Here is a 26,003-nt window from a genome sequence, read left to right as displayed (position 1 = left end):
TCCTGTACCAGCACCGCACCCTGCGCACGCGTGCGGCAATTCAGTGCTTGACCAGGACCTTCGCGCTCACGAGGATCAGCCCCACGAAGAGGTTGACCGCACCGGTCATGGCGATCAGCCGGCGCGGGGCACCGGCTCTGACGAGGGCCACGGTGGCCCAGCCGACCTGCTCGGCGAGGGCGACGCCGAGGGCAACCCACCCGGTGCCTGAGGGGCTGAGCCCCAGGGAAGGACACACCACCACGGCGGCAGCCGGCGGGAGCGCGACCCCGGCGATCGGCCATTCCCTGCGTGCCTCGCGGCGGATCACTTCCCACGACAGCGCCTGATGTGCCAGCTTGTCGCCCACAACGCGGGCGTAGACGTGCGTGATCCAGAAGACCAGACCGTTGGTGAGCAGCATGACCACGACCTGGAGCCGAGGGAAGGGACCCAGCGTCCCCACCGCGGCAATGACTGAGGCGGCAAGGAGCGAGCCGTAGACCGCGCCGGAGTAGTCCCGGGCCGCTGCTTCCGCCGGTTCGAGGCTGCGATGATCCATGCCCTCAGAATGCCGAGCGATCTGGGCCGCACGTCGACACCGCGCCCGGCAGGATCTGGAACCTGGTCATGGGGCGGCCATCGCGCAACTCTCCGAGTGGAAACGCCCGTTGAGAGGTGAGGCGATGGCCGGTCCGGAAGCTCTTATCGGACAAGTACATGGCCCCGATCGAGGGGGCGTGCTCACTCGATTCGGGGGCATCGTCCAGGGCGGGCGTACCGCCGGCCTCCCCGCCCATGTTGCAGCGGCATGGACAGCACTTCCACCACGACCGGGTGCCTCCTGGACCAGGAGGCAGCCGATCCGCCCTACGCCGAACTCGCCGATGCGTACGGGATGAACCCGCCGATCTACTCCACCTTGGTGGCTGAGTGGTGGGCCAAGGGGCGGATGGTGCCTGGCTGGGACGATGCTCAGTGGGCCGCCCTCGTCACCCCACCCCGCACCGACGTAGGCGGTCACTCCGACCTGCTGCCGTCCAGTGCGCTGGTTCCGCGCGGGTAGCGACGGCCGCGACGGGTCGCGCTGCCGGCGGTCGTACGGCCGCGGTCGTGGGGTGCGACCGGTTCGAGCAGGGTGGCGAGTATCCCGGTGGCCTGATGGAGCGCCAGTTCCACGGCGGTTGGGGCAAACAGGGTGCCGCAGCCGTCGGGAGGGACAAGCCATCGCAGAGAGCCGGTTGCCCGATGGGGAGCCGGTGCGGCAATCCACGCGCCCTTGCCCGCGTAACGGATGCCGGAGCCGACCCAGCGACTTTCGGGATCCGGGGGCAGGAAGAAGCCCACCCGGTGCGCGGCGAAGTCCGCAAGTGTGGGGCCGGGTTCCTGCAGCGGGGTGCGCAACAGGACGTCGAGGGTGAAAAGGCCCAGCTCCTCCGGCACGCTCAGCACATCCCAGAACCGTCCGGATGCCAGTACTGCGGTCCCGTTCTCTGCGTGCCATGCCCGCTTGCATGCCCGGGGGTCCGTCGCGGCGGCGGCGAGCCACTCAACTGCTTGTCGCGCGTGACTTCTCATGGCTCTCCTTCGTGAGGCTGATGTCGTGGTGCCAGATCTGACCCCCTCGGCAGACCGCAAAAATCCCGACGTCCGGTGCTCTGGCCCGGTTCGCCATGTTCATGCTGGTAGATATCTCTACGTGGTGGAAGGGGTGGCGCGACGTGGCGTTTTCAGGTGGCGCATCCAGTCCGTCGGGCGTCCGTTCGCCCTGTCTTCCGGGGGTTCTCCTGTGGCGAGGATCTTCGGTGAGGCTCCGCGCCACAGCTGTGGGCAGGTGTCGTGATCTGACCACGGCCCAGTGGGGCGGAACTTCCCTACGGTGCCAGGGCGTGACCGCTGAGGAGGTTCCATCGCCCGGTGCGGCCGCTGAGCCGGGTGGCGGTGAGCGGGCGGACGTCCAGTCGCCAGAATGCCTGGTCGGGTGCCGACAGGGCGTGGACGAGGGCGGCACGGATCGCGTCCGGCTCGGCTACGGCGACGATGTGCCCGGCCTGGCTGCCCAACGTATCGAGCCAGGCCGCGATGCGGTGGCGTACCTCGCGCAGTGATTCGCCGCCGTGGGGTGCGGCAGTTGGATCGTCCAGCCAGAGAGCGACGGCTTCCGCTTCGGCGCCTGCCACGGAGTCCAGCGTCCGTCCTCGCCAGCGGCCCATGTCGCAGGCAGCGAGGGCGGCGAGAGGTTCGGCGGGGGCAAGGCCGAGTGCGTGGGCGGTCCCGCGGCAGCGCGGGGACGGTGAGGTGTAGGTGGCAACGGCCGGGGGGAGTGAGCCGGCGGCCGCCTCGGCGCGTGCGATTCCCGCCGGGTCGAGAGGACTGTCGTCGTCGAAGCGGACCTCCTTCAGAGCTTCACTCGTCGCGGGAGATATCAGCGTGAGACGTACGGTCATCGATTCCTCCGCAGGGCCTTCACATGGCCGTTGACCCGCGGCAACCCTATCTGCGGGGGCGTGTCGGCGTGTTGGGGGCGTATCGGCGTGATACAGGACTCACGCCCTTGGCCGGAGGTACGGCACGCGGTACGGTCACGGCGAACATTCAACAGAACGTGACGACGGCGAGACGGAAGTCCGGTGCAAGTCCGGCACGGTCGCGCCACTGTGAGCCGCAGCGGAACCCTTCGAGGGTGACGCCGCGGTGAGTCAGACCCGTGGACCGTCGTCCTGCACCACCGTATGGGACGCGTGTTCCCCAAGGAGGTTTCATCATGGCCGATGCTGTCGTCAATGCTGCCGTTTCCGCCACTCCCGCTCCTGCACCGGCTGCTCTGCCCGTACGGGCTGTCCTGCCCTGGGCGTTGTTCGTGGGGCTCCTGGCGCTGATCGCGCTGTACTTCGTGGGTGCCGAGCAGGGCGTCACCTCTGTGTTCGCCGGCACCGACGTGCACGAGTGGGTCCACGACGGTCGTCATCTGCTCGGCTTCCCGTGCCACTGAGAGGCGACAAGTACGTGCACGCCTCAACTGTGAGAAATCTGCTGGTCCGTGGCATGCTCGCGGGCCTGATCGCCGGACTCTTCGCCTTCGGTGTGGCCTACGCGATCGGTGAGCCGCCCGTCGACGGCTCGATCGCCGTGGAGGAGGCCCAGGCCGCCCAGGAAGCGCCCCACGCGGGGCACGGTGGCGCCGCGCACGAGGAGGAAGCCGCCGAGGAGGAAGAAGCGGTCAGCCGGTCGGTGCAGTCGACCGCCGGTCTGGCCACGGGTGTTCTGGTGTACGGGGTCGCTCTGGGCGGCATCGCGTCCCTGGCGTTCTCCTTCGCGCTGGGCCGCGTCGGCCGGTTCAGCCCACGGGCGACCGCCGCGCTCACGGCCGCCGCCGCCTTCACCACCGTCTACCTCGTGCCGTTCCTGAAGTACCCGGCGACCCCACCCGCGGTGGGCAACCCGGACACCATCTCGAAGAGAACCACACTGTTCTTCCTGATGATCCTGCTCAGCGTGCTGCTCGGCATCGCCGCCGTCATCATCGGGCGGCGACTGGCACCGCGTCTGGGCAACTGGAACGCGACGCTTGCCGCCGGGGCGGGGTTCATCGCCGTGGTCGCTGTCGCGTTCGTGTTCCTGCCCGCGAACGACGACGCGGTCAAGGCCGGGTTCCCCGCAGCCCTGTTGTGGGAGTTCCGAGTCGCTTCACTGGCGATCCAGGCCGTGCTGTGGGCGGTCTTCGGCATCCTCTTCGGAGCCCTGGCACAGCGTCTCCTCGCCCCTCGGGCGGCCGACGCCAAGACCGAGGCCGAGCAGCCGACACCAGCCGTCGCCTGACGCGCACGCAGCCCGAAGTACCGGCCCCGCCACCCTCTTTGGGGTCGGCGGGGCTTGGTGAACCGCGGTGGTCCCCGCGCTCGCACCGGTCACCGGCGCCGTCGTCATGTCTTGGGGGGCTCACTTCTCGGCCGCGGGCTTGGTGTCCGGGGAGAACAGGAATGAGATGCGTTCCATGACGCGCTGGCGCTTGGTGTTCTGGAAGGCGGCGATGCGCCATGTGCCGTCGGCCTGGCGGACCAGTGTGTAGGTCTGCGTCTTGGAGAGGTCGGCCGCCTTCGGCTCCCCGCCCTCGTAGGTGTCGCCGCGGCTGGTGGCCACGGCGGTGTCGGGGCCGTAGAAGCGGATGCTGAGCCACGAGTCGGAGAGCTTGGTGCCCTTGAGGAATCCGTCGAACAGAGCGCGGTGGCCTTCGGCTATGTCGCGTCGGCCCTGGTAGGCGGTGCCCACGTAGCTGGTGTACGTGGCGTCCTTGGTGAACTGGTCACCGTACGCGGTGGCGTCGTGCCGGGCCCACGCGTCCTTCATCGAACGCAGGGTGCGGCAGACCGCCCGCTGGTCGTCGGCGGTCGCGGTGCCGGCCGGTGTGGCGGTGACTTCGGGTTTGACGGCGTTGCAGTCACTCACGCCGAGGTTCTTAGCGTCGGAGATGGCGTTGAGCCACAGGTATCCGCCGCCCGCGGCCGCGACCAGTGTCAGCGCGGTGACGCCCAGGGTGATCTTGATGCGGCGGCGACGGCGGCTCTTCGGAGCCGGGGCGGTGGCGGGTTCCGCCTGCTCGGCCGGCTCGGACTTCTCGGACTGCGGGGTGCTGGTGGCGTTCATGGTGATGCCCCTCCCGTGATAACTTCGTAGGCGAAGTTACTGCGTCAAAGATTTCTCTTCTCTGAGGAAGAGATTAGGGAGTGGGGCAGCCCATGTCAACGCCGGCCAAGCGCCCCGATGCGGGCCAGATCTACCGCCAGTACCTCAGCGCGGTGCTGCTCCACGGTCATGCGAGCGCCCGGGCCTGCGAGCTCGGCGCCACCGATCTGTACGCGCTGAACATCCTGCAGCTGACGGGCGCGATGACCCCGGGTGAACTGGCCGCGCGCACCGGTCTGACGACCGGGCCGACCACCCGTCTGATCGACCGTCTGGAGCAGGCGGGCTACGTCCGCCGCGTGCCCGACCCCGGCGACCGGCGCAAGGTGACCGTCGAGCCGCTCGGCGAACCCGCGGACCTCGACCGCGTCATGGCCCCCGCGCGGCAGAAGATCGGGCAGATTCTCGGGGGGTACTCACCGGAGCAACTCGACGTCCTCTTCGACTACTTCGCCCGTGCCGCCGAGGCGTACCAGGAAGCCGCCGAGCAGCTGCGCGATCAGTGACGTGTAGGCGCGGCGGCCATCAGCCTCTGGGTCGCCGACTCCCCGTGCAGGGCAGGCCGTTCAGGAGGTCGCCTTCGCCGTGCGTGCCTGGATCCACGTGCGGATCGCCGACGCGGTGGTTTCCGCGTGCTCCCGCATCATCGTCAGGTGGTCGCCGGGGACGTCCACCACCTCGTGCGCCGACGGCCAGGACGTCCGCCAGTCGTCGGCGTCCGCGGAGGCCGCCATGGCGGGCGTGGGGAGCGACGCTCGGACCAGGAGGGTGGGCGTGGTGACCGGCTCGGGCGCCCAGTCGAGGAAGATCCGGTTGTAGGCGCCCACCGCGGCCAGGGTGCTGTCGTCGTCGCCGGTGAAGTCGGTCCCTCCGGTCTCGCGCTGCGGTGGGGCGGCCAGGGACAGCAGCCAGCCCTTGCCGCTGTTGTGTGGGGTGATGTGGTACGTGTCAAGGAGTACGAGGCCGGTCGGTGCCCGGCCCATGCCTTCCAGGTGGTGGGCCACCAGGTGCGCCACGTTGCCGCCTGCCGAGCGTCCCACGATCACGAAGGGTCCGTCACCGACGTGCCGCAGCACGCTCTCTGCCTGGGTGCGCGCCAGGGCGGCGCGGTCCTCCGGCACCGCGGCGCCGGCGCCGATGCCGGGATGCGGGAACTCCAGGATGTTCAGGGTGCCCAGGTCGTGCAGGTCGTGCAGGTCGTGCAGGTCGTTCTGGTCGTACTGGTCGGTCTGGAGGGCGTCGTGGAAGCGGGGGAAGTCGCCGCCGTCCGGTGCGAGCGACGGATGGTAGGCCGGGAAGTAGACGACGGTCGGCCCTCCGTGGGTGCGGCGTCCGTGGGTGCGGCGGCGCGGTGGCAGGGCGTGCTCGTGGCCTTGGGCGGCCGTGAAGGTGGGCAGCGCCCAGGAGGCGGTGACGAGCAGGTGCATCGCAGCCACCGGTTGTCCGGCGGCGCTGACCGTCCGGAAGAGAGAGGAAAGGGTGTACGTGGGGTGCTCGGCCCCGGGGATTTCGGGCGCCTCTGGGGGCTCAGGGGCGGCTGCGGCAGTTGCATCGTCGTCCAGCATGCCGAGCAGGTGGCGTGTCAGTTCCTCGGCGGTGCGGTGCTCGAACACCACTGCCACCGGCAGTCGGACCTTGAGCGCCGTGCTCAGCCGGTTGCGGAGCTGTACGGCGGTCAGGGAGTCGAACCCCAGCTCGGCGAGGGACTTGCCGACCGGCAGCGCGTCGGCGTGCGGGTACCCGAGCACCGCGGCCACGTCGGCCCGCAGCAGTTTCACGAGGGCAGACTCCCGCTCGTCCGGGGGTAGTTGGCGCAGAAGCCTCCGCCAGGCTCCCGGCTCAACGACCTGCTCGGAGCCCGAGCCGGAGCCCGAGCCCGAGGTCGTCGTGGCCGCGGTCGGCCGCTTCCGGTGGACGAATCCGCGTAGCGGCGCCGGGAGTTGGTGCTCCGTACTTGCCTGGAGCGCGGCTTGGTCGAGGAGCATCGGCGCGAGTGCCGGCTCCGTCGAGCGCAACGCCGCGTCGAACAAGGCGAGGCCCCGCTGAGTCGACAGCGGCACGAGCACTTCACGTGGCTGTGGACGTTGTCGGGAGTGGTCGGAAACCGGCCCCGCAGCCATGCCGCCGGAGTGCTCCCACGGGCCCCACGCCAGCGAGAGCGTCGGCAGCCCTTCGGCGGCGCGGCGGTGGGCGAGGGCGTCGAGGAAGGCGTTCGCGGCCGCGTAGTTGCCCTGGCCCGCCCGGCCGAGCAGACCGGAGACGGAGGAGAACACCACGAACGCCGAAAGGCCCATGCCCCGGGTCAGTTCGTGCAGATGCCAGGCTGCGTCGGCCTTGGGCCCCAGCACGGCCGCCATCCGATCGGGGGTCAGCGAGGCCAGCACGCCGTCGTCTAGGACCCCGGCGGCGTGCACCACAGCCGCCAGCGGCGGATCGCAGCGCTCGACGACCCTGGCCAGCGCGGCACGATCGGCCGCGTCACAGGCGACGATGCCGACTTGTGCCCCCGACTTCTCCAGATCGCCGCGCAGTTGCTCGGCTCCGGGCGCCTTCGGCCCACGGCGTCCGGTCAGCAGCAGATGCCGTACGCCGTGTTCCGCGACAAGATGACGCGCCACCTCCGCGCCCAGCGCGCCAGTGCCTCCGGTGATCAACACCGTGCCGTCCCCGCCGAAGGCGGCCACCGCATTGTCTTCGGCATCCCTGACCGCGGTCAGTCGCGGAACCGTCACCTGACCGTCCCGTACCCGGAGTTGCGGCTCACCGGTGGCGACGGCCGCAGGCAGCAGCCGCAGTGACTCGGGCCGCCCGTCCACATCCACCAGGACGACGCGACCGGGCAGTTCCGCCTGGGCCGTACGCACCAGTCCCCACACCGCCGCACCCGCCAGGTCCGGCACCGGGGCAGTGGCGTCGTGCGTGACCACCACCAGCCGTGAGCCGGCCGCGCCTGGATCGCCCTGCCAGTCCTGCAGTGCCGTGAGCATGCGGTCGGTCGACTCGTGTACGGCCGAAAGCGGGTCGGACCCGGTCGAGGCGGCGGTGACAGTGTTGACGGCGCTGACGGCTACGAATTCAGGGTGTGCGGCGGTGGGCAGGAACCCGGCGAGGTTCAAGTCGTCCCGGCCCTGCACCGTCCAGCCGCGATCACCGGCGATACCGGAGAGTTCGAGCGCGACCCATTCGGGGCGCAGTAGAGCCCTCGCCGTGAGCTCGTCCGTCATGTCGGCCCGGTCGGCGGGGAGTTGACTCGTGGTCTCGGCCGGAAGTTCCCTCGTGGTCAAGGAGTCCACGGAGGCCACGAGTCGCCCGGCCGGGTCGGTGAGCGTGAGCGAGACCGTGTCTGCGCCGGTCCGAACCACCCGTACCCGCAGTTCCGTGGCTCCCGAGGCGTGCAGGCGCACCCCGCTCCACGCGAACGGCACCCGCACCGTGCCCGTGTCGGCGGGTGCGGCGAACAGACACGCGTGCGCCGCGGCGTCGAACAGCGCCGGGTGCAGCCCGAAGCGGCCCGCCTCCCCGATGTGTGACGCGGGCAGCCGGACCTCCGCGAAGACGTCGTCGCCGCGCCGCCAGACCGCGCCGACCCCCTGGAAGGCGGGCCCGTAGGCGAGTCCGGCATCGGCGACCGCGGCGTACGCGTCGGTGAGATCGAGTGCCTCGGCGCCAGGGGGAGGCCATTGGGTCAGCTCGTGCCCGTGCTCCGCCGTAGGCCCACTGCCCAGCCGACCGGAGACGTTGTGGGCCCAAGGGCCGCCGCCTTCCGACCCGTTGAACTCATCGGACCCGCCGGACCCGCCGGACCCGCCGGACCCGCCGGACCTGTCGGGCCTGTCGGGCCTGTCGGACCCGCCGTACCCGCCGTACCCGTTGAACCCGTCGGACCCATCCGGCCGCGAGTAGACGTCGACCGTCCGGCAACCTGAGTCGTCCACCGCGCCCACCACGACCTGGACACGCACCCTCGCCGAACCGGACAGGGCGAGTGGCGACAGCAGCACGAGCTCTTCGACCGCCTCGGAGCCCACCTCGTCGGCTGCTCGCACGGCCATCTCCACGAAGACCGTGGCCGGCACGATCGCCCTCCCGGCGACGCGATGGTCGGCGAGCCACGGGTGCGTCACGAGGGACAGAAGGCCGGTCAGTACGGTCCGGTCCGTGCCCGGCACCGCGAAAGCGGGGCCCAGCAGCGACGGAGCGTCGACGGTGGCCGTCCGCGGCGCGTCCAGCCAGTACCGTCGGCGCTGGAAGGCGTATGTCGGCAGGCCCACGCGCCGCGCGCCGGAGCCCGCGTACACCGCGGGCCAGTCGACAGCCGCCCCGGCGACGTGCAGCCGCGACACCGCTGACAGGAGCGTTTCCGGTTCGTACGCATCGCGGCGCGTGGCCGCGACGAGCACGGAGCCGCCATCGAACGCATCGCCCAGACAGTCGGTGGCCGCCGCGGTGAGGGCGGGGCCGGGGCCGAGCTCCAGGTACGCCGAGACTCCGTCGTCCGCGAGCGTGCGCACGGCGTCGGAGAAGCGGACGGGCTGCCGTGCGTGCCGCGCCCAGTACTCGGGCGAGCACAGCTCGGCGGCCACTGCGGGCCGGCCCGTCACGGTGGAGACGACCGGGATGCGCGGCGGCCGGAAGGTCAACGTCCGGGCGACGCCCAGGAATTCGTCGAGCATCGGATCCACCAGGGGTGAGTGGAAGGCGTGACTCACCCGCAGACGTACGGCCCTGCGGCCGCGCTCCTCGAAGCCGGCCGCGACCGCCCGCACCGTGCTCTCCGCACCCGAAATCACCACTGAACGAGGCCCGTTGACCGATGCGACGGCCGCTTGATCCCCGAACTCGGCTATATCCGCGAGGACTTCCTCCTCGGTCGCGTCGAGCGCCACCATCGCGCCGCCGTCGGGCAGCGCCTGCATCAGGCGGCCACGAGCTGCGACGAGCGTCGCGGCGTCGGGCAGATCGAGGACGCCCGCGACGTGCGCAGCCACCAACTCGCCCACGGAATGGCCCACGAGGCGGTCGGCTCGCACACCCCACGACTGAAGCAGCCGGAACAGCGCCACCTCGAAGGCGAAGAGTCCGGCCTGGGTGAAGTCCGTACGGTCGACGAGGGCCGCCTGGGGCGAGCCCGGATCGGCGGACAGCACCGCGCCGAGCGGCTGGGGGAGACGGTCGTCCAGGTAGTGGCAGACCTCGTCGAAGGCTTCGGCGAACACGGGGAAGGCGGCGCGCAGTTCGGCGCCCATCCGGGGGCGCTGGGCCCCTTGTCCGGTGAACAGGAAGGCCGTACGGATCCCCGGGTTCGCCACGCCTTGTACGACTCCCGGCGCGTGCCGCCCCTGCGTGAGTGCGCTCAGCGCGTACAGGAGCTGTGTCCGGTCACCGGCCGGCACCATCGCCCGATGGGTGAGCGCGGAGCGCGACACGGCCAGCGAGTGGGCGACATCAGAGTGCAACAGGTCCGGCCGGTCCGCCAGTTCGGACGCCAGCCGCCGCGCCTGGGCGTGCAGGGCGGATTCATCGGCGGCGGAGATCAGCCAGGGAGCGGGCATCGGAGCGGGCACCGGTGCGGCTGTCTCAGATTCCCGCTGGCGAACCGCCGGCTCATTCCGCGGCGGCTCTTCCAGAATCACATGCGCGTTGGTCCCGCCGATCCCGAAGGCCGAGACCCCCGCACGCCGCGGCCGGTCCGAGGCGGGCCAGGGCCGGGCGGCCGTCAGCAGTTCCACCCGGCCCGCGCTCCAGTCCACGTGCGGTGTCGGTGAGTCGGCGTACAAGCTTCCCGGCAGCTCGCCGTGCCGCATCGCCTGGACCATCTTGATGACGCCGGCGACTCCGGCGGCCGCCTGCGTGTGCCCGAGGTTGGACTTGACCGATCCGAGCCACAGCGGCTGCTCGCGGCCTTGTCCGTACGTCGCCAGAATGGCCTGCGCCTCGATGGGGTCGCCGAGCCGGGTACCCGTGCCGTGGGCCTCCACCGCGTCCACGTCGGCGGCGCGCAGCCCGGCGTCCGCGAGCGCCCGCGCGATCAGCCGCTGCTGTGCGGGACCGTGGGGCGCGGTGAGCCCGTTGGACGCGCCGTCGGAGTTGACGGCGGAGCCGCGGAGCACGGCAAGGACCGGATGACCGGCCCGCCGCGCGTCGGACAACCGCTCCAGGAGGACGAGTCCCACACCCTCTGCCCAGCCCGTGCCGTCGGCAGCCGCCGAGAACGACTTGCAGCGACCGTCCGGCGAAAGGCCGCGCTGGCGGCTGAAGGCGAGGAAGGGGTTGGGCGTCGCCATCACCGTGACCCCGCCGGCCAGCGCCATCGAGCACTCGCCCGAGCGCAGCGCCTGCGCCGCCCAGTGCAGCGCCACCAGCGAGGAGGAGCACGCGGTGTCGACCGTGATCGCGGGACCGCGCAGACCGTACACGTACGAGATCCGCCCGGAGGCCACGCTGCCGGTCGAGCCCAGGCCCAGGTGCGCCTCCAGCTCGTGGGGGCGGGTGAAGCGGGCGGCGTAGTCGCCGTGCATCACGCCGACGAACACCCCCGTGTCGCTCTCGCGCAGCTGGGCCGGGTCGATCCCGGCGCGCTCCCACACCTCCCAGGACGTCTCCAGGAGCAGCCGCTGCTGCGGGTCCATCGCGAGCGCCTCGCGCGGTGCGATCCCGAACAGACCGGCGTCGAACTCCCCGGCCCCGTGCAGGAATCCACCGTGTCGGGTGTACGAGGTGCCGATCCGGTCGGGATCGGGGTCGTACAGGGCGTCCAGATCCCAGCCGCGGTCGGCCGGGAACTCGGAGATGGCGTCCCTGCCCTGAGCCACCAACTCCCATAGGTCATCGGGTGAGTTGACGTCACCGGGATACCGGCAGCCCATCGCGACGATCACGACGGGATCGTTCTCGTAGGGCTTGCGGGACCGGCGCTGCCCACCGCGCCGCTGAGGGCTCCCCTCGGGCTGACCCTCGAAGAGCGCGACGCGCAGATACCCGGCCACGTCGGCCGGCGTCGGATGGTCGAAGACGAGCGTCGCCGGCAGGCTCAGCCCGGTCAGCGCACCGAGCCGGTCCACCAGCTCGACCGCGCCCACGGACGTCATGCCGAGATCGGCGAAGGTGCCGTCCGCGTCGGGCAGTTCGCCCGGCGCGCAGCGGCAGACCTCGGCAGTCTCGGTGAGTACGGTCTTGCGCAGGGCGCGTTCCTGCTCGTCGCGCGAGAGAGCGACGAGCCGCGCGCGCAGGGCGAGAGCGGTGTCGACCGTGACCGAGGCGGGCGGGGCAGGGACGACCAGCTTGTGTCGGGCGGTCTTGCCGGACGCCGTGCGCGGGACGGCGGCGATCTCGTGGATCTCGGTCGGCACTTTGTAGTCGGCGAGCCGGGTACGGCACCCGGCGAGTACCTGCCGTGCGTCGATCCCGTCCGGACCCGGTACGACGAAGGCGACCGGCACCTCGCCGAGCACGGCGTGCGGCACCCCCACCACCACGGCGTCGGACACGCCGGGACACTGCAGCAGCGCTTGCTCGACCTCGGTCGGGTGGATGTTCTCGCCGCCGCGGATGATCAACTCGCTGACGCGGCCGGTGAGTCCGAGGTGGCCGTGTTCGACGCGGCGGCCGAGGTCGCCGGTGCGATACCAGCCGTCCCGCAGTGCGGAGGCCGTGGCCCCGGGCTGCTCGTGGTACCCCGTCATCAGGTTCGGCCCGCGCACCCAGACCTCACCCTCGGCTCCGTCCGGGACGCCCTCGCCGCTCCTCGGGTCGACGATGCGCACGTCCACGCCCGGGACGGGCGGCCCACAGGAGCCGTCGACCCTGGCCCCTTGGGGGCGGTTCGCCGTGATCGCGCCGCAGGTCTCGGTGCTGCCGTACATGTCGAGCAACGGTGCCCCCGTGGCCTCCTCCACGGCCGCGCGCAGGGCAGGACCACTCGGTGCACCGGCCACGACACACACCCGGAGGGTTTGCGGGGCGTCTCCGGCCGAATCGACAAGCCGGTGATACGTGGCGGGCACGCCGGCCAGCATGGTGAAGGGCCCGCCTAGCGCCTCGTACGCCGTGCGCAGCTCCTGTCTCAGACCGTCAGGCGGCAACAGCGCATCGGCTATTCGGGCGCTCGCGCCCACGGCCGTGACGCCCAGGATCGCCAGCGAGTGGCTGAAACTGTGGAACAGCGGAAGCGGCCAGAGCAGTCGGTCGCCGGACGAGAGGCCGAAGATAGGGGCGTAGCAGGCGGCCACGGACCACAGCGCGGCCCGCTGCGTGGACAGCACGCCCTTGGGTCGGTTCGTGGTGCCGGAGGTGTAGAGCATCCAGGCCGGATCGTCGAGCCCCAGCAGGTCGATCTCGGCGGCACCGAAACTCTCGCTGCCACTCTCGGGGGCACCGGCACTCTCGTCGGCGCTGCCACTCTCGGCCGCGCTCTCGAACCTCGGGACGCCGTCCGGCACCGGATCTGCGCCCGTGACCAGCACACCCAAGCGGTCGTACGGCGCTCCCAGGCGCCGCAGTTGTGCGAGGCGTGTGGCGTCCACGATGACGAAGTCGGCGCCGCTGTCCTGAAGGAAGTGGGCCAGCTCGGTGTCGGAGGACCGTGGGTCGAGCGGGACGCCGACCATCCCGGCCCGCAGGACGGCGAGGCAACTCTCCACCATCTCGACGCAGTTGCCGAGGCAGATCGCGACGCGGTCACCGCGGCGGAGTCCGGTCAGGGTGAGGTACCCGGCCAGCGCGCGGGTGCGCCTCTCGAGCTCGGAGTAGGTGACGCTGCGCCGGGAGTCGGCGTACGCGACACGCCGGGGCGCCGACTCGGCGTGCTCCTTCAGCAGTTCGGGAACCGGCCGGATCAGCTCGTCACGCGTCATGCTCCGCCTTCCACCTTCCTTGCGGTGTACGGGTGTTGAGCCTACGCGGACGCGGAACGGCGACCGTCGTCGATCAGCCGCGTGAGCGACTCCAGCCAACGCCGGGAGGCGGCGAGCGGCGCCTCGGACGCCTGCGGGTGACCCCATTCTCGTACCGGTATAGTTTGACCGGTATAGTTATTGGTTACATGAGAAGGGCGCCGCATGATCGAGATCCTGAACCCCACCCTGCTGGCCCGGGCGAAAGAGACCGGCGCCCTGGTCGCCGACATCCTGCAGACGCTGAAGGGCCGTAGCGCGATCGGCACGAACCTTCTGGACATCGACCGGTGGGCCGAGAAAATGATCGTCGAGGCTGGGGCGCAGTCCTGCTACGTCGACTACGCGCCGTCCTTCGGGCGCGGCCCGTTCGGCCACTACATCTGCACGGCCGTCAACGACGCCGTGCTCCACGGACTGCCGTACGACTACGCGCTTGCCGACGGCGATCTGCTGACCCTCGACCTCGCCGTCTCCAAGGGCGGAGTCGCCGCGGACGCCGCCATCAGCTTCATCGTGGGCGAGGCGAAGCCGCCGCAGAGCGTCGCGCTGATCAGTGCGACCGAGCGCGCGCTGGCCGCAGGGATCGCGGCCGCCGGGCCGGGGGCCCGCATCGGTGACATCTCCCATGCCATCGGCACGGTCCTCGGCGAGGCGGGGTACCGGATCAACACCGAGTTCGGAGGTCATGGCATCGGATCGACGATGCACCAGGACCCGCACGTCGCGAACACCGGACGGCCCGGCCGCGGATACAAACTGCGCCCTGGGCTGCTCCTCGCCCTGGAGCCGTGGGTCATGGCGGACACCGCTCAACTCATCACCGATGCCGACGGTTGGACACTCCGAAGCGCGACGGGCTGCCGTACGGCGCACAGCGAGCACACCATCGCCATCACCGACGACGGAGCCGAAATCCTCACCCTGCAGAAGTAGGCGCGGCCATGAGGCCGCGATGACCGCGCCGCCCGGTGAGCGCACTCACCCGGTGGGGCCGCCGGCGGCCCGGTCGTCATGAGCGGTCGGCCTCCGCCCGGCGGAGGCCCACGGGGGCGAGGGTGAGGTAGAGGCCGGCCGACGCCTGTTCGGGGCGGGTGGGCAGCGGGACCATGTGGCTGGTTCCGTGACCGCCGAGGCCCTGCGCGCGGTGCCCGTCGAGAGGCCGGCGGAGTCTGTCGATGAGGGTGGCGACGGCTTCGTCCTGGGCGTCGCCGAGGTCTTCGACACCGGTCACGATGTTGAGGAACGACTCGTGCAGACGCAGGTCCTGCTGGTCGCGGTGGCTGAGGGTCTGGGCCTTGCGGAAGTACGCGTCGCGGCCGTCGTGGATGCGGTAGAAGGCGCCGACCAGGATGAGCAGGCGCTCGTAGGCGTGCCGGTAGGCGGTGCGGTAGAAGCGCTGGGCCGAGGCCTCGTCGATCTCGCCGCGCAGCACGCTGCCGATCGCGGCGGCGGAGAGCAGCCCGCTGTACATGGCCAGATGGACGCCCGTGGACAGCAGGGGGTCCAGGAAGCAGGCGGCGTCGCCGCTGAGGTAGTAGCCGGGGCCGCAGAACTCCTCGGCCACGTAGGAGTAATCGCTCTCCACCTTGAGGTCTGAGACGCGCTGCGCGCCGCCCAACATGCGCTCGAGCAGCGGGCATTGGGTGAGCGCCTGCGCGTAGAGGCGGTCGACGGAGCCGTGTTGATCGCGTGCCCGGTTGAAGGAGCGCTTGTCCGTCACCAGGCCGACGCTGAGGGTGCCGTCGTGGAGGGGGATGGCCCAGATCCATCCGTGCTCGGGCAGGGAGAAGACGCCGATCGCACCCTCCGGTGCGCCCGGCAGGGGCGCGGCGCCGCGCCAGTAACCCCAGGCGGCGACATTGCGGAAGACATCGTGGAATCGGCGCGTGCGCAACTGACGTGCGGCCAGGACTCCGGCCCGGCCGGAGGCGTCCACGAGGCAGCGGAAGTGCGTCTGTCCGGCGCGGCCGTCCCGGGAGGTCCAGGTGGCCGAGGTCGTGCGGTCGCCGTCGAATCCGACACGGCGTACCTGTGTCTCCTCGCGCACCCGCACTCCCTGCGCGCGGGCATGTTCCAGGAGCAGATGGTCGAACTCGGAGCGGATGACCTGGAAGCTGTAGGCGGCGGGCCGGTCCGAAGTGTCGAACCGCAGTTGCCACTCCTGCCCGCTCCAGCCGTAGAAGGCTCCGGTCTTGCGGGTGAAGCCGTGGCGCTCGACCGCCTCGCGTGCGCCCATCACGTCCAGTACGGGCAGCAGCGAGGGCAGCAGGGACTCCCCGATGTGGTAGCGGGGAAAACGGTCCCGTTCCAGCAGGGTCACATCGAAGCCCTGCCGGGCGAGGAGGGTTGCGGCGGTGGCGCCTGCCGGTCCGCCGCCGGCGACCAGTACCTGGGTCCGCTCGTCCACGCCAAGCTCCTCGTCGTGTGGAGGATCCGCGCCCGGGCAGGCACGGCTGCATGCCCGGAATGCGCCCTGCCCTGCGGTTACCAGCCGTGACATCATGGCCACCGCCCCTGCCCAGTGGAGCCGGAGCCGCCCCCTACGCGCAAGACCGCCCCTTGCGGCCGACATCGAGGGAGGACGTCCGTGCAGGCAGCGCCGGAACATCTGACGGTGGGTCTGGAGGAGGAATACCTGCTGGTCGACCCGGTGTTCCGGAAGCTTGCCCCGCACAGCGTGAAGGTGGTGGCCGCGGCCGCGCCCGAACTCGGCACGCGGGTCGGTACGGAGCTGACGCGCTATCAGGTCGAGGCGCGGACCGATGTGCACACCGACCTGTCCGCACTGGCGGAGCAGGTGCGCGCCATGCGGGCCGCGGTCGGCGTGGCCGCCGAGCAGCAGGGGGTGCGCGCCATCTCCAGCGGAACGCCCGTCATCGACGAGCCCGCGCCGCCTCCCGTCGTCCCGGGCGCACGCTACAGGCAGAGCGTCGCGGAGTTCCGCGCCCTTGACGACGAACAGACCGTCTGTGCCTGCCATATCCACATCGGTCTGCCGGACCATCCGGCAGGGACGCTTCAGGTCAGCAACTGGCTGCGGCCCTGGCTCCCGGTCCTCGTCGCACTCCTTGCGAACTCGCCGTACTGGGCAGGGCGGGACACCGGCTACGCGAGCTGGCGCACGATGGTCTGGGCGCGGTGGCCGGTCGCGGGCCCACCGCCGTACTTCGAGTCCCCGGCCCACTTCGAAGAACTCGTGGGGCGCTGTGTGGCCACCGGCGCGATCATGGACCGCACTGCCCTGTACTGGGACATCAGGCCCTCCCATCACGTGCCCACCCTGGAGGTCCGCATCGCCGACGCGGCGTGCGCCGTCGAGGACACCGCCCTGCTCGCCGCCGTCGTACGGGCACTCGCGGCCACCGCCCTGCGCGCCATCGCGTCCGGTGAGCCGGCACCGCGGCCCGAGCCGGAGTTGCTGCGCGCGGCCTGCTGGCGCGCGGCCCGCGACGGGCTGACGGGCCACGGCGTCGACCCGCTCACCGGCCGCCTCGTCCCGGTGCGGACGCACGTCCGGCGGATGCTGTCCTGGATCCGGCCCGCCCTGCACCGCCACGGCGACCTGGAAGTGGTCAGGGCCGGCTGGGCGCGCCTGTGCGCGGAGGGCAACGGGGCCGACCGCCAACGCGCGGTCTACCGCCGCCGCTCGAACCTGCACGACGTGGTCGACCACTTGGCCTTGTCCATGAGCCCGCCGGCGGTGTCAACGGGAGACTGACCCTCCGGCGTTCCGTCCGTCTGCCGTTCGGCGACGGCCGGCCAGGGCGGGCAGCGCGCCTGCGGCCAGGAGGACGGCCAGGGCCGCGTAGCCGTAGGTGAGGGTGGCGGCAGTGGCGACGCCCGCCACGAGCAACGGGCCGCCGGCGTCGCCCAGTTCGCGGCCGAGTTCGGCCGAGCCCATGGTCTGACCCATGCGCTCCTCCGGCGTCGATGCGGCGAGGGCGGCGAAGCCGAGCGGAGTGATAAGACCGGTGCCGGTGCCGATGAGGGCGGCGGCCGACAGGACCCCGGCCGGGCCGGGCAGCATCGCTGCGGCGAGTCCGGCGGCGGTGACGAGCAGTCCGGCCAATAGCCCGGTACGGGTGCTCAGGCGTCCGGCGTCCAAGGCGCGGCCGGCCTTGGGCTGGACGACGGCGGCGGTGGCGGCGAGGACGGAGACGGCGGCGCCGGTGGCCACGGTGCCGAGCCCGGCCGCGGCTCCCGAGACGGGCAGGAAGCCCACGCCGACGGAGAGCGCGGCGGTGGCTGCGGCGAGCGCGGCGGTCGGGGCGAGGAAGGAGCGGTCGGCCAGGCGCCGTGCCAGGTCGGCGACGGTCTGTCGCCTGCGGGGCAGCGGCGGTACGGCGGGGACGGCGAGCGCGGCCCACAGCGCGACGGCCGCCGCGCACACGGCCATCACCGTGAACAGCAGGCGCAGGCCGCCCGCCCAGACCAGGACGCCGCCGAGCAGCGGGCCGAGGGTGTAGCCGATGGACTTGTAGAAGCCGTAACTGCCGAACGCACGCCCGCGCTTGGCCGCCGGGTTGAGGCGGGCCACCAGCGCGGAGGCGGACGGCGAGAACGCGGAGGCCGCCGCGCCCTGGCCCAGGCGGGCCGCCCACAGCCAGCCGGGGCTGTCCGCGACGGCGTACAGGGCGGAGGCGGCGGCGAACGCGATCAGACCGCCGAGCAGGACCGGCTTGCCGCCGATGCGGTCGGCGAGCGAGCCGAACACCGGCTTGAGGACTACCTCGGCGCCGTCGTACAGGGCGAGCAGACCGCCCAGGACCATGAGGGACGTGACGGCGTCCGCGGAGGAACCGCCGAGGTTGGCGGCGATGCCGTGGGCGCCGAAGGCGGTGGTGAACCCCGCCGCGTACAGCGGCCACATGGCCCGCTTCGGGGCGGCAGGGGCTATGGGCGGACGGCTCACTATCGGTCCTCGTCTCTGGCGTGCGGCGCGCCGAAGAAGCGTCGCTCGGCATCTCCCGTACGTACCCGGCTGTCGAACCACCTTGCCCGCCTGCGCGGCTGAGGCCTGGTCGTCACGGCCGCTGAGCCCGACCGCTATGTGGCAACGGCACCGGCCGAGAGGAGTGTCGCAGCGGCGAGGCTGCCCCAGAGGGCGGCCGGGCCGTGGGGTGCCAGAGCGGTGATGACCGCCGGGGAGACGGCGAGGCCGAAGCCCGTGGAGAGCTCGAAGCGGGCGAGGGTGCGCCCCAGGGCATGCGCCGGGGCGAGGGCGGTGACGAGGGCGGTGGCGCTGCCCGCGTAGATGATCTCGCCGATGGTGCACAGCACGGACACGGCGGCGACGGCCGGGGCGCCCCAGCCGTGTCCCGGCGAGGTGGCCGCGAGGAAGCCGAGGTAGGACGCGGCGAGCACCACTCCGCCGAGAGCCAGGACGGTCCGCCGGGAGTAGCGGGACAGCAGGACGGTGACCGGAACCTGCAGGGTGACCACCAGGACCGTGTTGGCCACGAAGATGCCCGCCGACCAGACCGGCGATGCGTGCAACTGCGTCACCAGGACCAGGGGGAGCGCGATTTCGGGGACGTTGAGGCAGAAGACGTAGACCACATTGGCGGCAAGCAGCGTGCGCATCCGAGGTGCGGGGCCGTCGGCCTCGGCGGGGGCAGCGGCCGGGCGCGCGTGCAGGTGGACCGACCACGCCAAGGCCGCCGCGGCGAGATAGGCGAGTCCGGTGACGGCGGCCAGCGTGTGCAGGGCGGTGCTGCCGCCCGCCAGGCATGCGGTGGCGATGAGCGCGCCCACGCCCATGCCGGCGTTGCGCAGGGCGCGGCCTCCCGCGAGCGCGGCGTCGCGTTCCCGGCCGTGGGCGACCGTGGCGACGAGGGCCGCGTGGGCGGCAGGCCAGGCCTGGTTGCCGATGCCGAGGAGGAGCGCGGCCGTCGCGAACAGCCAGACATGGCCTGCCGGGGTGGCGAGGAGCAGCGCGACGCCGGCCACCCGCACCAGCATCGACGCCGCCACGACCGTGCTGCGTGCGCCCCGGTCCAGCCAGCGGCCCACCGCGGGCATGCACACCAGACCCGCGACGATGCCGGCCGTCATGGCGATGCCGGTGGCCGGGGCCGAAAGGCTCAGCGCCGTCACGCCGTAGAGCAGCAGAAAGGGCCGCAACAGACCGGTGCCGAGCGCGTCCACGGCCAGGGCGGCGGCATAGCGGGGGCCTCCGGACGCACGGACGAGGGCGCGGGGGCGGATCTTGGTGGTGGGCATGGAGCACACCGTGCGGTCGGCCGCCCGGTGGGGCACGTGGGTTGACGGACTCCGTCAATCCACGTCTGCACCGACCGTGCGACCAGCGATGATGAAGGGATGACGTTGCGCATCGACATCACCGGCCTGCCGTCCGAGCACGTGCGGTTCGCGACCTCCCCGCTGGCCGAGCTGACCGCGATGCTGCACGTCCTCGCCGAACCCGGGCATCATCCGCGGCTCGCCGACTGGGCCGCGGACGTCTGGGCCGGACTTGCGCCGGAGCTCGCCGAGCGGTTGCGCGAGTCGGAGTTCCTCTGGCGCTCCTCACAGGCCGACTTCCTGCTCCCGGCCCGGCCCCGGCCGAGCCTCGCCGAGGAGTTGGACGACGTGGACCGGATCGACGACGAAACGTATGTGACCGCCGCGCTCATCACCACCTGCGGCAGCAACCGGGTCCCCCTCGCCGTGCCGTCGCCGCTCACCGACGCGACCGCGCGCGCGAGGGCCCTTGACCTGGCCCAGGCCCGCGGCGCGCGCCAAGAGGCCTTCGTGGAACGGCTCCTTGCGGACCCCGCCGCCGTGCGGGCACGGGTGCGCCACACCCTGGAACTGTGCGCCGGGGCCTTCTTCGACGCCGCCTGGGCGGGCGTCGCCGTACAGCTCGCCACCGACCTGCGCGTGAAGAACGATCTGCTGAAGCGGCAGGGCCTGTCGGCGGCACTCGCGTCGGTCTCCGGCGCGCTCACCCTGGCACCGGACGGCGACCACATCACCGTGGACAAGCTCCAGGACAAGGCGACCGCCGCCCACGGCAGCGGGGTCACCTTCATCCCCAGTGTCTTCTGCAGTCCGCACCTGGCGGTGGTCCACACGCCCGGGTGGCAGCCGGTGGTGCAGTACCCCGTGGCCGAGCCGAACCCTCCATTGCCGGTATCGCTGGAGACGGTCGGGCTGCGGCTTGAGGCGCTCGCCCATCCGATACGGCTGCGCCTCCTGCGCACCCTGGCCCGCGGCCCGCACACCACCGGCGAACTGGCCCACGCCTGGGAGCTGACGGCCCCGGAGGTCTCCCGCCACCTCGCCGTACTGCGCCGTGCCGACCTGCTGACGGCCGAGCGGCAGGGTCGCTACATCCGCTACACCCTCAACCTTCCCGCGATGACGACGCTGGGCACGGATCTGCTGTCGGCCGTGCTGCGTTAGGGGCCGTGGCGACGACCCGGCTCGTCCGCGTGCCCGAGAGCGCCGCGACCGAGACCGCCGCGAGCGCGAGCACGACGCCCGCGACCGTGGCCGCCGTGACCTGTGTATCACCGTGCGGCAGCAGCAGGTCGAGGGCGAGGGAGCCGACCAACTGGCCGGTGATCGTGCACAGTCCGAGCACCAGGACGCCGAGCTTCTGCACCGTGGCGACCGCGATGGTGATGAAGGAGATGCCGACCAGACCGCCGAGATAGAGGTACGGCTCGGCCGGCAGACGGGAGGGAAGCCCCGTCGCCACGGCATGCACCAGGAAGACGGCGCTCAACGCGCCGGTACCTGCTAGGAAGTTGAAGAACGTTCCCGTGTACGCGGATCCCGCAGCGTTCTTCACATGCCCGTTGACCGCCTGCTGCCAACTCACGCAGACGCCCGCCACCAGCGGGAGCGACAGCAGGGCGTACGGGAACCCGCCGCCCAGTTTGTCCGCCATCGACAGACCCACGGCCGCGAGCACGAGCACCGCGCCGACGACCCGGCGCCGCGTGGGCCGCTGCGGTCCGGCGGGCCCGAGCCCCATCCGGTCGAAGAGCAGCCCTCCCGTGACCTGGCCCGCGACGATCGCGACCGTGAACAGTGCGACCCCGAGCGCGCCGACCGTCAGCCCCTGCGTGAGGACAAAGGCCGCACCGCCGAATCCGCCGAGCACCTGCCACCACTTGAGCCGCCCGCCGCGTACGTCCGCGAGCACCAGGCCCGCCCCACGGCGGGGCTTTCGCAGCGCAAGGAGACCGAGGGCCAGCACCGCGAACCCTGAGCCGAACGAGATCACCGCGGCCGCGAAACCGTCACCGCCGAGCCCGGCGGCGAGCTCCCCGGTGATACGGGCCTGCAGGGAGATCAGGGTGCCGGAGAAGACGGCGAGGAGCAGCCAGGGGGCTGCGGCGGCGGGCATGTGCGTACGACCTCTGGGTGGGCTTCGACGGTGGGTGGAGCGGCGTCCCCGAGACGCCTGCATCGGGGGAGCGGCGGCCGGGTCCCTACCTTTCTAACCGATCAGCCCGGCATCGGGCAGGGCGGGCCGGATGACGAGACGGCGGCCCCACCTGGGCGCAGGCCGCGACGGCAGGGGCACACACCCCCGCGACCGGCTGCGTCCGGTCGCGGCCGGGACCGTCGACCGGCCGCCCTGGGCCTCTGTGAGCATCGGGCTCCCAATGGCGGCGCGGCTCAGGAGACAGGCATGCGTACAGGGCAGGAATGGACGGCAGCAGTGCGGCTGCTGTGGCGGGCCGGGCCCCGGCACACCGTCGCACTCGCCCTGACCGTGGTCTGCGGGGCGCTCACCGGCCCGCTCGTCGTGGTCGCGACCGGGCGGCTCGTGGGCGCGCTGCCCGGAGCCGTGGAAGCGGGCGCCGGGTCGGCCGAGGCCCGGCACGCCGGGGTCGTCCTCACCGTGTTCGCGGCGCTGATTCTCGTACGTACGGGACTGCGCGCCCTGGACGGCGGGCTCGCGGCGGTGCTGCGGCTCCGGGCGGCCAGCGTGGTGGAGGACCGGGCCATCGCCGCCGGGACGGGGCCGGACGGCATCGGACACCTCGAAGAGCCGGGCTACGCCGATACGCTGCGCCTGGCCACCGAGCCGGGCACCCGGCCTGACCAACTCGCCGCCCTGCTGCCCGAGATCGTGCGTCCCCGGCTCGAAGGGATCGGCCTGCTCGTCCTGTTGGCGCCGCTGGCATGGTGGGCGCCGCCGCTGCTCGGGCTCGCCGCGGTGCTGACCTACCGCTCCTATCTGCGTCTGTCGCGCCAGGTGCACGGCAGCATGGAGGCGGCCGGCGCGGTGATCCGAAGGGCGGGCTATCTGCGGTCACTTGCCGTGGATCCCGAGCCCGCCAAGGAGATACGTGTCTTCGGGCTCGGTGACTGGCTCGCCGACCGGATGACGGCCGTCTGGCAGTCGGGCATGGCCAGGGTCTGGGCCACCCGGGGGACGGCCGCGCGGCGCGCCTATGGCGCGGTCGGGTTCGTGGTGCTCGCGGAGGGCGTGGTCCTCGGGTACGCGGCGTTCGCCGCCGCGCGCGGCGATCTGAGCCTCACCCAGCTCGTGATCAGCGTCCAGGCGGCGCTCGCCCTGCCCGCGCTCGGCTGGATCGGCGACGACGACCTCATGGTGCGCGACGCGCTGCTCGGCCTGAGGTCGCTTGCCGCCCTTGAGCGGCGGGGGACCGCCGACAGCGCCCGGAAGGGGCACAAAGGCGGCGGGGCGATGGAGGTGCGCCGCCGCATCGCCTTCGAGTCGGTGGACTTCGCCTATCCCGGCACGGACAAACCCCCCGTGCTGCGCGGCCTCGACCTGGAGATCCAGGCGGGGACGTCCGTGGCGATCGTCGGGGCGAACGGCTGCGGCAAGACGACGCTGATCAAGCTCCTCGCGCGGCTGTACGAGCCGGACGCCGGGCGCATCACCGTGGACGGCGCGGACGTGCGGGAGTGCGACGCACGGCAGTGGCGCCGGGGAATCTCCGTCGTCTTCCAGGACTTCGTGAAGTATCCGCTGACGCTGCGCGACAACGTGGCGATCGGCGCCCCGGACACCGGCGGCGGCCCGCGCGCCCTGGAAGGCGCCCTGCAGCGCGCCCTGGAACTGGCCGACGGCGCCGAGCTGCCCCGCACGCTCGGGGCGGGCTGGGACACCGTGCTCTCCCGGCAGTTCGCCGGCGGCGCCGATCTGTCCGCGGGCCAGTGGCAGCGGGTCGCGCTCGCCCGCGCGCTGCTTGCCGCACGCTCGGGGGCCGTGCTCGTGCTCGACGAGCCCACCGCCCATCTCGACGCGCGCGCGGAGGCCGCCTTCTTCGACCGGTTCCTCACGGTGAGCGGGGGCGCCACCACGATCCTGGTCTCGCACCGCTTCTCGGGCGTACGCAAGGCCGATCTCATCCATGTCATGGACGGCGGGCGGATCGTGGAGAGCGGCACGCACGACGCGTTGATGCTGTCGGGCGGCAGGTACGCCCGGATGTACCGGCTGCAGGCGGAGCGCTTCGCCGACGGTGACAGTGGCCCAGGCGGTGCCGGGCTCCGGGACGGTGTCACTGCCGACCGTGCACCCCGGGCGGCACCGCCTGCCGTGGCGGAAGGCCCCGCCGGATGCGACGTCCCCGAGGTCTCCGGGCGCGGTTGGCGCGATGTGCTCGACGCGCTGTGCACCCTGGTCGTCGAGTCCTTCCGGGAGTCCTGGAAACTCGCCGTGCTCGGACTGCTGCTCGTGCCCGCCGCGGCCGGACTCGCCGCCCTGCAGGCCCTGTGGCTGAGGTCCATGGCCGAGGGCGCGCAACAGGAGCTCCTTGAATCCACCGTGACGGCGGCGCTCCTGCTCGTGGTGAGCCTCGGCGTGTGGGAGGCCGTCGAACTCGCCGCCATCGGGGCAAGGATCGGGCTCAGCGAGCGGGTGGGCTTCGCCTTCGACCGTCTCCTGGCCCGGCTCGCCGCGGGCATTCCCGGCCTTCGCCACCAGGAGTCGCCCGCCTTCCAGGACCGGCTCCACCTGCTGCGCGACCGCACCCTGGCCATGGGCGCGCTGCTCAACTGGGTGCTCAACCTGCTCGAACAGCTCGGCGGCTTCCTGGTGACCGCCGCGCTCCTCGCCACCGTCCACCCAGCCCTGCTCGTCCTTCCGCTCATCGGGGCGATCGCCCTGCGCCTGCAGATCTCCGCCCGCGGCGTCATCGCCCGCTCCCAGGAGGCCACGGCGGCCGACTACCGGCTCGCAGCGCGCCTCGCCCGTCTCGCCACCTCGCCTGCGGCGGGCAAGGAGCTGCGCGTCTTCGACGCAGGGCCTGAACTCTGGTTCAGGGTAAGGGAGTTGCGCAGTCGTGCGGACGGAGTGAAGAGCCGGGCGCAGTGGCAGGTCACCGCGATCGGCTGCGCGGCCGGGCTGCTCAACTCGCTCGGCCTGATCGGCGCGGTCGCCTTCGTCGTGCATCTCGCGGTGACCGGACACACCGGCCTCGGCGCCGTATTGCTCGCCGTCGTCCTTGCCGGACGGTTCACCGCGCATGTCGGCGGACTCGTGCAGGCCACGGGCGCCGTCGTCGAACTCCTGCAGAGCGCCGAGCGGTTGCGCTGGCTGCGCGCCTACGCGGATCAGGCGGGCCTCGCGCCGGCGACGACCGCAGACTCGGGTACCGCAGGGGCGCCGGTGCCTTCGAGGCTGCGGCAGGGCATCGCCGTCGAAGGTCTCTCCTTCCGCTATCCGGGCACCGCGGCGGCCACGCTGCACGACGTCGAACTGCTGCTGCCGGCCGGGGGAGTGGTGGCCCTAGTCGGCGAGAACGGCTCCGGGAAGTCCACCCTGGTCAAGCTGTTGTGCCGGATGTACGAGCCGACGCGGGGCCGGATCACGCTCGACGGGGTCCGCATCGACGCCCTCGCCCCGGAGCGGTGGCGCGAACGGATCGGCGCCGCGTTCGAAGACTTCGTACGCTTCGAGTTCACGCTCCGAGAGACGGTCGGCATCGGTGATCTGCCGCGCATCGACCACCCGCGGACCGTGGCGACCGCTCTTGACCGGGCGGGCGCCGCCGACCTGCCCGGCACCCTGCCGGACGGCCCCGACACCCAGCTGGGCAGCCGCTGGGAGCGCGGCGTCGACCTGTCGACGGGCCAGTGGCAGAAGCTGGCGCTGGCGCGCGCCCTGATGCGTCCGGCACCCCTGCTGCGCATCCTGGACGAGCCGACCGCGTCCCTGGACGCGGAGACCGAACACGTCATCTTCGAGCGGTACATCGAGGCCGCGCGCCGCCCCTGGCCCTACGGCGGTGATCCGGGCACGGTCACGCTGCTGGTCTCGCACCGGTTCTCGACCGTACGGGGCGCCGACCTCATCGTCGTACTCGACCACGGCCGGGTCGCCGAGACGGGCCGGCACGACGAACTCCTCGCCCAAGGCGGCCTGTACGCGCAGATGTACGGAATCCAGGCGCGCGCCTACCGCTGACGGGCACACGGAAAGGAGCGCCGGCCCGGGCCGGCGCTCCTCCT

Annotated in this window: 17 protein-coding genes and 1 riboswitch; of the genes, 8 read left to right on the top strand and 9 right to left on the bottom strand. The window is 72.1% G+C overall.

The window, feature by feature from the left end; genetic code table 11:
* Positions 1–40: 40 nt before the first annotated feature.
* Positions 41–541 (bottom strand): hypothetical protein, encoded by a 501-nt coding sequence (locus AB0G47_RS17150; RefSeq protein ID WP_360769915.1) that lies wholly within the window; start codon positions 539–541, stop codon positions 41–43.
* 249 nt (positions 542–790) lie between these two features.
* On the opposite strand from AB0G47_RS17150, the gene AB0G47_RS17145 reads away from it, so the two are divergent.
* A complete protein-coding gene (locus AB0G47_RS17145) occupies positions 791–1,045 on the top strand; it encodes a hypothetical protein (protein WP_360769912.1) in 255 nt (84 codons plus the stop codon).
* On the opposite strand, the gene AB0G47_RS17140 is transcribed toward AB0G47_RS17145, so the two are convergent.
* Both AB0G47_RS17140 and AB0G47_RS17135 read right to left on the bottom strand, forming a co-directional pair.
* Positions 1,000–1,557, bottom strand: coding sequence for a hypothetical protein (locus tag AB0G47_RS17140; RefSeq protein WP_360769909.1), 558 nt, complete (start codon positions 1,555–1,557; stop codon positions 1,000–1,002). The genes AB0G47_RS17145 and AB0G47_RS17140 overlap by 46 nt on opposite strands.
* Positions 1,558–1,853: 296 nt before the next feature.
* Entirely contained in the window at positions 1,854–2,426 is a 573-nt protein-coding gene (locus AB0G47_RS17135) for a histidine phosphatase family protein (RefSeq protein WP_360769905.1), read from the bottom strand.
* A 135-nt stretch (positions 2,427–2,561) separates the two neighbouring features.
* Positions 2,562–2,704: riboswitch (cobalamin riboswitch) on the top strand.
* 39 nt (positions 2,705–2,743) lie between these two features.
* Between AB0G47_RS17135 and AB0G47_RS17130 the strand changes: the two genes are divergently transcribed.
* Positions 2,744–2,971 (top strand): CbtB-domain containing protein, encoded by a 228-nt coding sequence (locus AB0G47_RS17130; protein WP_360769902.1) that lies wholly within the window; start codon positions 2,744–2,746, stop codon positions 2,969–2,971.
* A 14-nt stretch (positions 2,972–2,985) separates the two neighbouring features.
* Positions 2,986–3,798: a CbtA family protein gene (locus AB0G47_RS17125; RefSeq protein ID WP_360769899.1), complete on the top strand. Its 813-nt coding sequence runs from the start codon at positions 2,986–2,988 to the stop codon at positions 3,796–3,798.
* 120 nt (positions 3,799–3,918) lie between these two features.
* Here AB0G47_RS17125 and AB0G47_RS17120 read toward each other — a convergent pair whose 3' ends face one another.
* Positions 3,919–4,623 carry an SgcJ/EcaC family oxidoreductase gene (locus AB0G47_RS17120; RefSeq protein WP_360769897.1) on the bottom strand — a complete coding sequence of 235 codons (705 nt, stop codon included), beginning with the start codon at positions 4,621–4,623 and terminating at the stop codon, positions 3,919–3,921.
* A 92-nt stretch (positions 4,624–4,715) separates the two neighbouring features.
* On the opposite strand from AB0G47_RS17120, the gene AB0G47_RS17115 reads away from it, so the two are divergent.
* Positions 4,716–5,168, top strand: coding sequence for a MarR family transcriptional regulator (locus tag AB0G47_RS17115; protein ID WP_360769895.1), 453 nt, complete (start codon positions 4,716–4,718; stop codon positions 5,166–5,168).
* A gap of 60 nt (positions 5,169–5,228) precedes the next feature.
* Here the strand turns inward: AB0G47_RS17115 and AB0G47_RS17110 are convergent, their stop codons facing one another.
* A complete protein-coding gene (locus AB0G47_RS17110; RefSeq protein WP_360769893.1) occupies positions 5,229–13,514 on the bottom strand; it encodes an SDR family NAD(P)-dependent oxidoreductase in 8,286 nt (2,761 codons plus the stop codon).
* 204 nt (positions 13,515–13,718) lie between these two features.
* Here AB0G47_RS17110 and map point away from each other — a divergent pair, with 204 nt between their 5' ends.
* Positions 13,719–14,489, top strand: coding sequence for a type I methionyl aminopeptidase (gene map, locus AB0G47_RS17105; protein WP_360769890.1), 771 nt, complete (start codon positions 13,719–13,721; stop codon positions 14,487–14,489).
* Between the two features lie 76 nt (positions 14,490–14,565).
* Here the strand turns inward: map and AB0G47_RS17100 are convergent, their stop codons facing one another.
* The gene (locus AB0G47_RS17100) at positions 14,566–15,963 is read right to left on the bottom strand and encodes a tryptophan 7-halogenase (protein WP_360769887.1); all 1,398 of its coding nucleotides are present in this window, start codon (positions 15,961–15,963) and stop codon (positions 14,566–14,568) included.
* 180 nt (positions 15,964–16,143) lie between these two features.
* On the opposite strand from AB0G47_RS17100, the gene AB0G47_RS17095 reads away from it, so the two are divergent.
* On the top strand, positions 16,144–17,274 hold the full coding sequence (locus tag AB0G47_RS17095) for a glutamate--cysteine ligase (RefSeq protein ID WP_360769884.1): 1,131 nt from the start codon (positions 16,144–16,146) through the stop codon (positions 17,272–17,274).
* Here the strand turns inward: AB0G47_RS17095 and AB0G47_RS17090 are convergent.
* Both AB0G47_RS17090 and AB0G47_RS17085 read right to left on the bottom strand, forming a co-directional pair.
* Complete coding sequence (locus AB0G47_RS17090) at positions 17,260–18,426, bottom strand: MFS transporter (protein WP_360770012.1); 1,167 nt, start codon at positions 18,424–18,426, stop codon at positions 17,260–17,262. The genes AB0G47_RS17095 and AB0G47_RS17090 overlap by 15 nt on opposite strands.
* Before the next feature lie 176 nt (positions 18,427–18,602).
* Entirely contained in the window at positions 18,603–19,778 is a 1,176-nt protein-coding gene (locus tag AB0G47_RS17085) for an MFS transporter (protein WP_360769881.1), read from the bottom strand.
* 99 nt (positions 19,779–19,877) lie between these two features.
* Here AB0G47_RS17085 and AB0G47_RS17080 point away from each other — a divergent pair, with 99 nt between their 5' ends.
* Entirely contained in the window at positions 19,878–20,963 is a 1,086-nt protein-coding gene (locus AB0G47_RS17080) for a DUF5937 family protein (RefSeq protein ID WP_360769878.1), read from the top strand.
* On the opposite strand, the gene AB0G47_RS17075 is transcribed toward AB0G47_RS17080, so the two are convergent.
* On the bottom strand, positions 20,905–21,915 hold the full coding sequence (locus AB0G47_RS17075) for a DMT family transporter (protein WP_360769876.1): 1,011 nt from the start codon (positions 21,913–21,915) through the stop codon (positions 20,905–20,907). The genes AB0G47_RS17080 and AB0G47_RS17075 overlap by 59 nt on opposite strands.
* Before the next feature lie 288 nt (positions 21,916–22,203).
* On the opposite strand from AB0G47_RS17075, the gene AB0G47_RS17070 reads away from it, so the two are divergent.
* Positions 22,204–25,959 carry an ABC transporter ATP-binding protein gene (locus AB0G47_RS17070; RefSeq protein WP_360769873.1) on the top strand — a complete coding sequence of 1,252 codons (3,756 nt, stop codon included), beginning with the start codon at positions 22,204–22,206 and terminating at the stop codon, positions 25,957–25,959.
* Positions 25,960–26,003 lie beyond the last annotated feature (44 nt).

The organism is Streptomyces sp. NPDC021622, from assembly GCF_040640795.1.
Classification (GTDB): Bacteria; Actinomycetota; Actinomycetes; order Streptomycetales; family Streptomycetaceae; genus Streptomyces.
The sequence above is the reverse complement of the archived record's forward strand: the minus strand, read 5'-3'. Positions and strand labels throughout refer to the sequence as shown.

Coding starts and splice junctions, on each gene's coding strand:
- AB0G47_RS17150 (WP_360769915.1), bottom strand. CDS start 541: ATGGATCATCGCAGCCTCGAACCGGCGGAAGCAGCGGCCCGGGACTAC.
- AB0G47_RS17145 (WP_360769912.1), top strand. CDS start 791: ATGGACAGCACTTCCACCACGACCGGGTGCCTCCTGGACCAGGAGGCA.
- AB0G47_RS17140 (WP_360769909.1), bottom strand. CDS start 1,557: ATGAGAAGTCACGCGCGACAAGCAGTTGAGTGGCTCGCCGCCGCCGCG.
- AB0G47_RS17135 (WP_360769905.1), bottom strand. CDS start 2,426: ATGACCGTACGTCTCACGCTGATATCTCCCGCGACGAGTGAAGCTCTG.
- AB0G47_RS17130 (WP_360769902.1), top strand. CDS start 2,744: ATGGCCGATGCTGTCGTCAATGCTGCCGTTTCCGCCACTCCCGCTCCT.
- AB0G47_RS17120 (WP_360769897.1), bottom strand. CDS start 4,623: ATGAACGCCACCAGCACCCCGCAGTCCGAGAAGTCCGAGCCGGCCGAG.
- AB0G47_RS17115 (WP_360769895.1), top strand. CDS start 4,716: ATGTCAACGCCGGCCAAGCGCCCCGATGCGGGCCAGATCTACCGCCAG.
- AB0G47_RS17110 (WP_360769893.1), bottom strand. CDS start 13,514: ATGACGCGTGACGAGCTGATCCGGCCGGTTCCCGAACTGCTGAAGGAG.
- map (WP_360769890.1), top strand. CDS start 13,719: ATGATCGAGATCCTGAACCCCACCCTGCTGGCCCGGGCGAAAGAGACC.
- AB0G47_RS17090 (WP_360770012.1), bottom strand. CDS start 18,426: ATGTGGCCGCTGTACGCGGCGGGGTTCACCACCGCCTTCGGCGCCCAC.
- AB0G47_RS17085 (WP_360769881.1), bottom strand. CDS start 19,778: ATGCCCACCACCAAGATCCGCCCCCGCGCCCTCGTCCGTGCGTCCGGA.
- AB0G47_RS17080 (WP_360769878.1), top strand. CDS start 19,878: ATGACGTTGCGCATCGACATCACCGGCCTGCCGTCCGAGCACGTGCGG.
- AB0G47_RS17075 (WP_360769876.1), bottom strand. CDS start 21,915: ATGCCCGCCGCCGCAGCCCCCTGGCTGCTCCTCGCCGTCTTCTCCGGC.
- AB0G47_RS17070 (WP_360769873.1), top strand. CDS start 22,204: ATGCGTACAGGGCAGGAATGGACGGCAGCAGTGCGGCTGCTGTGGCGG.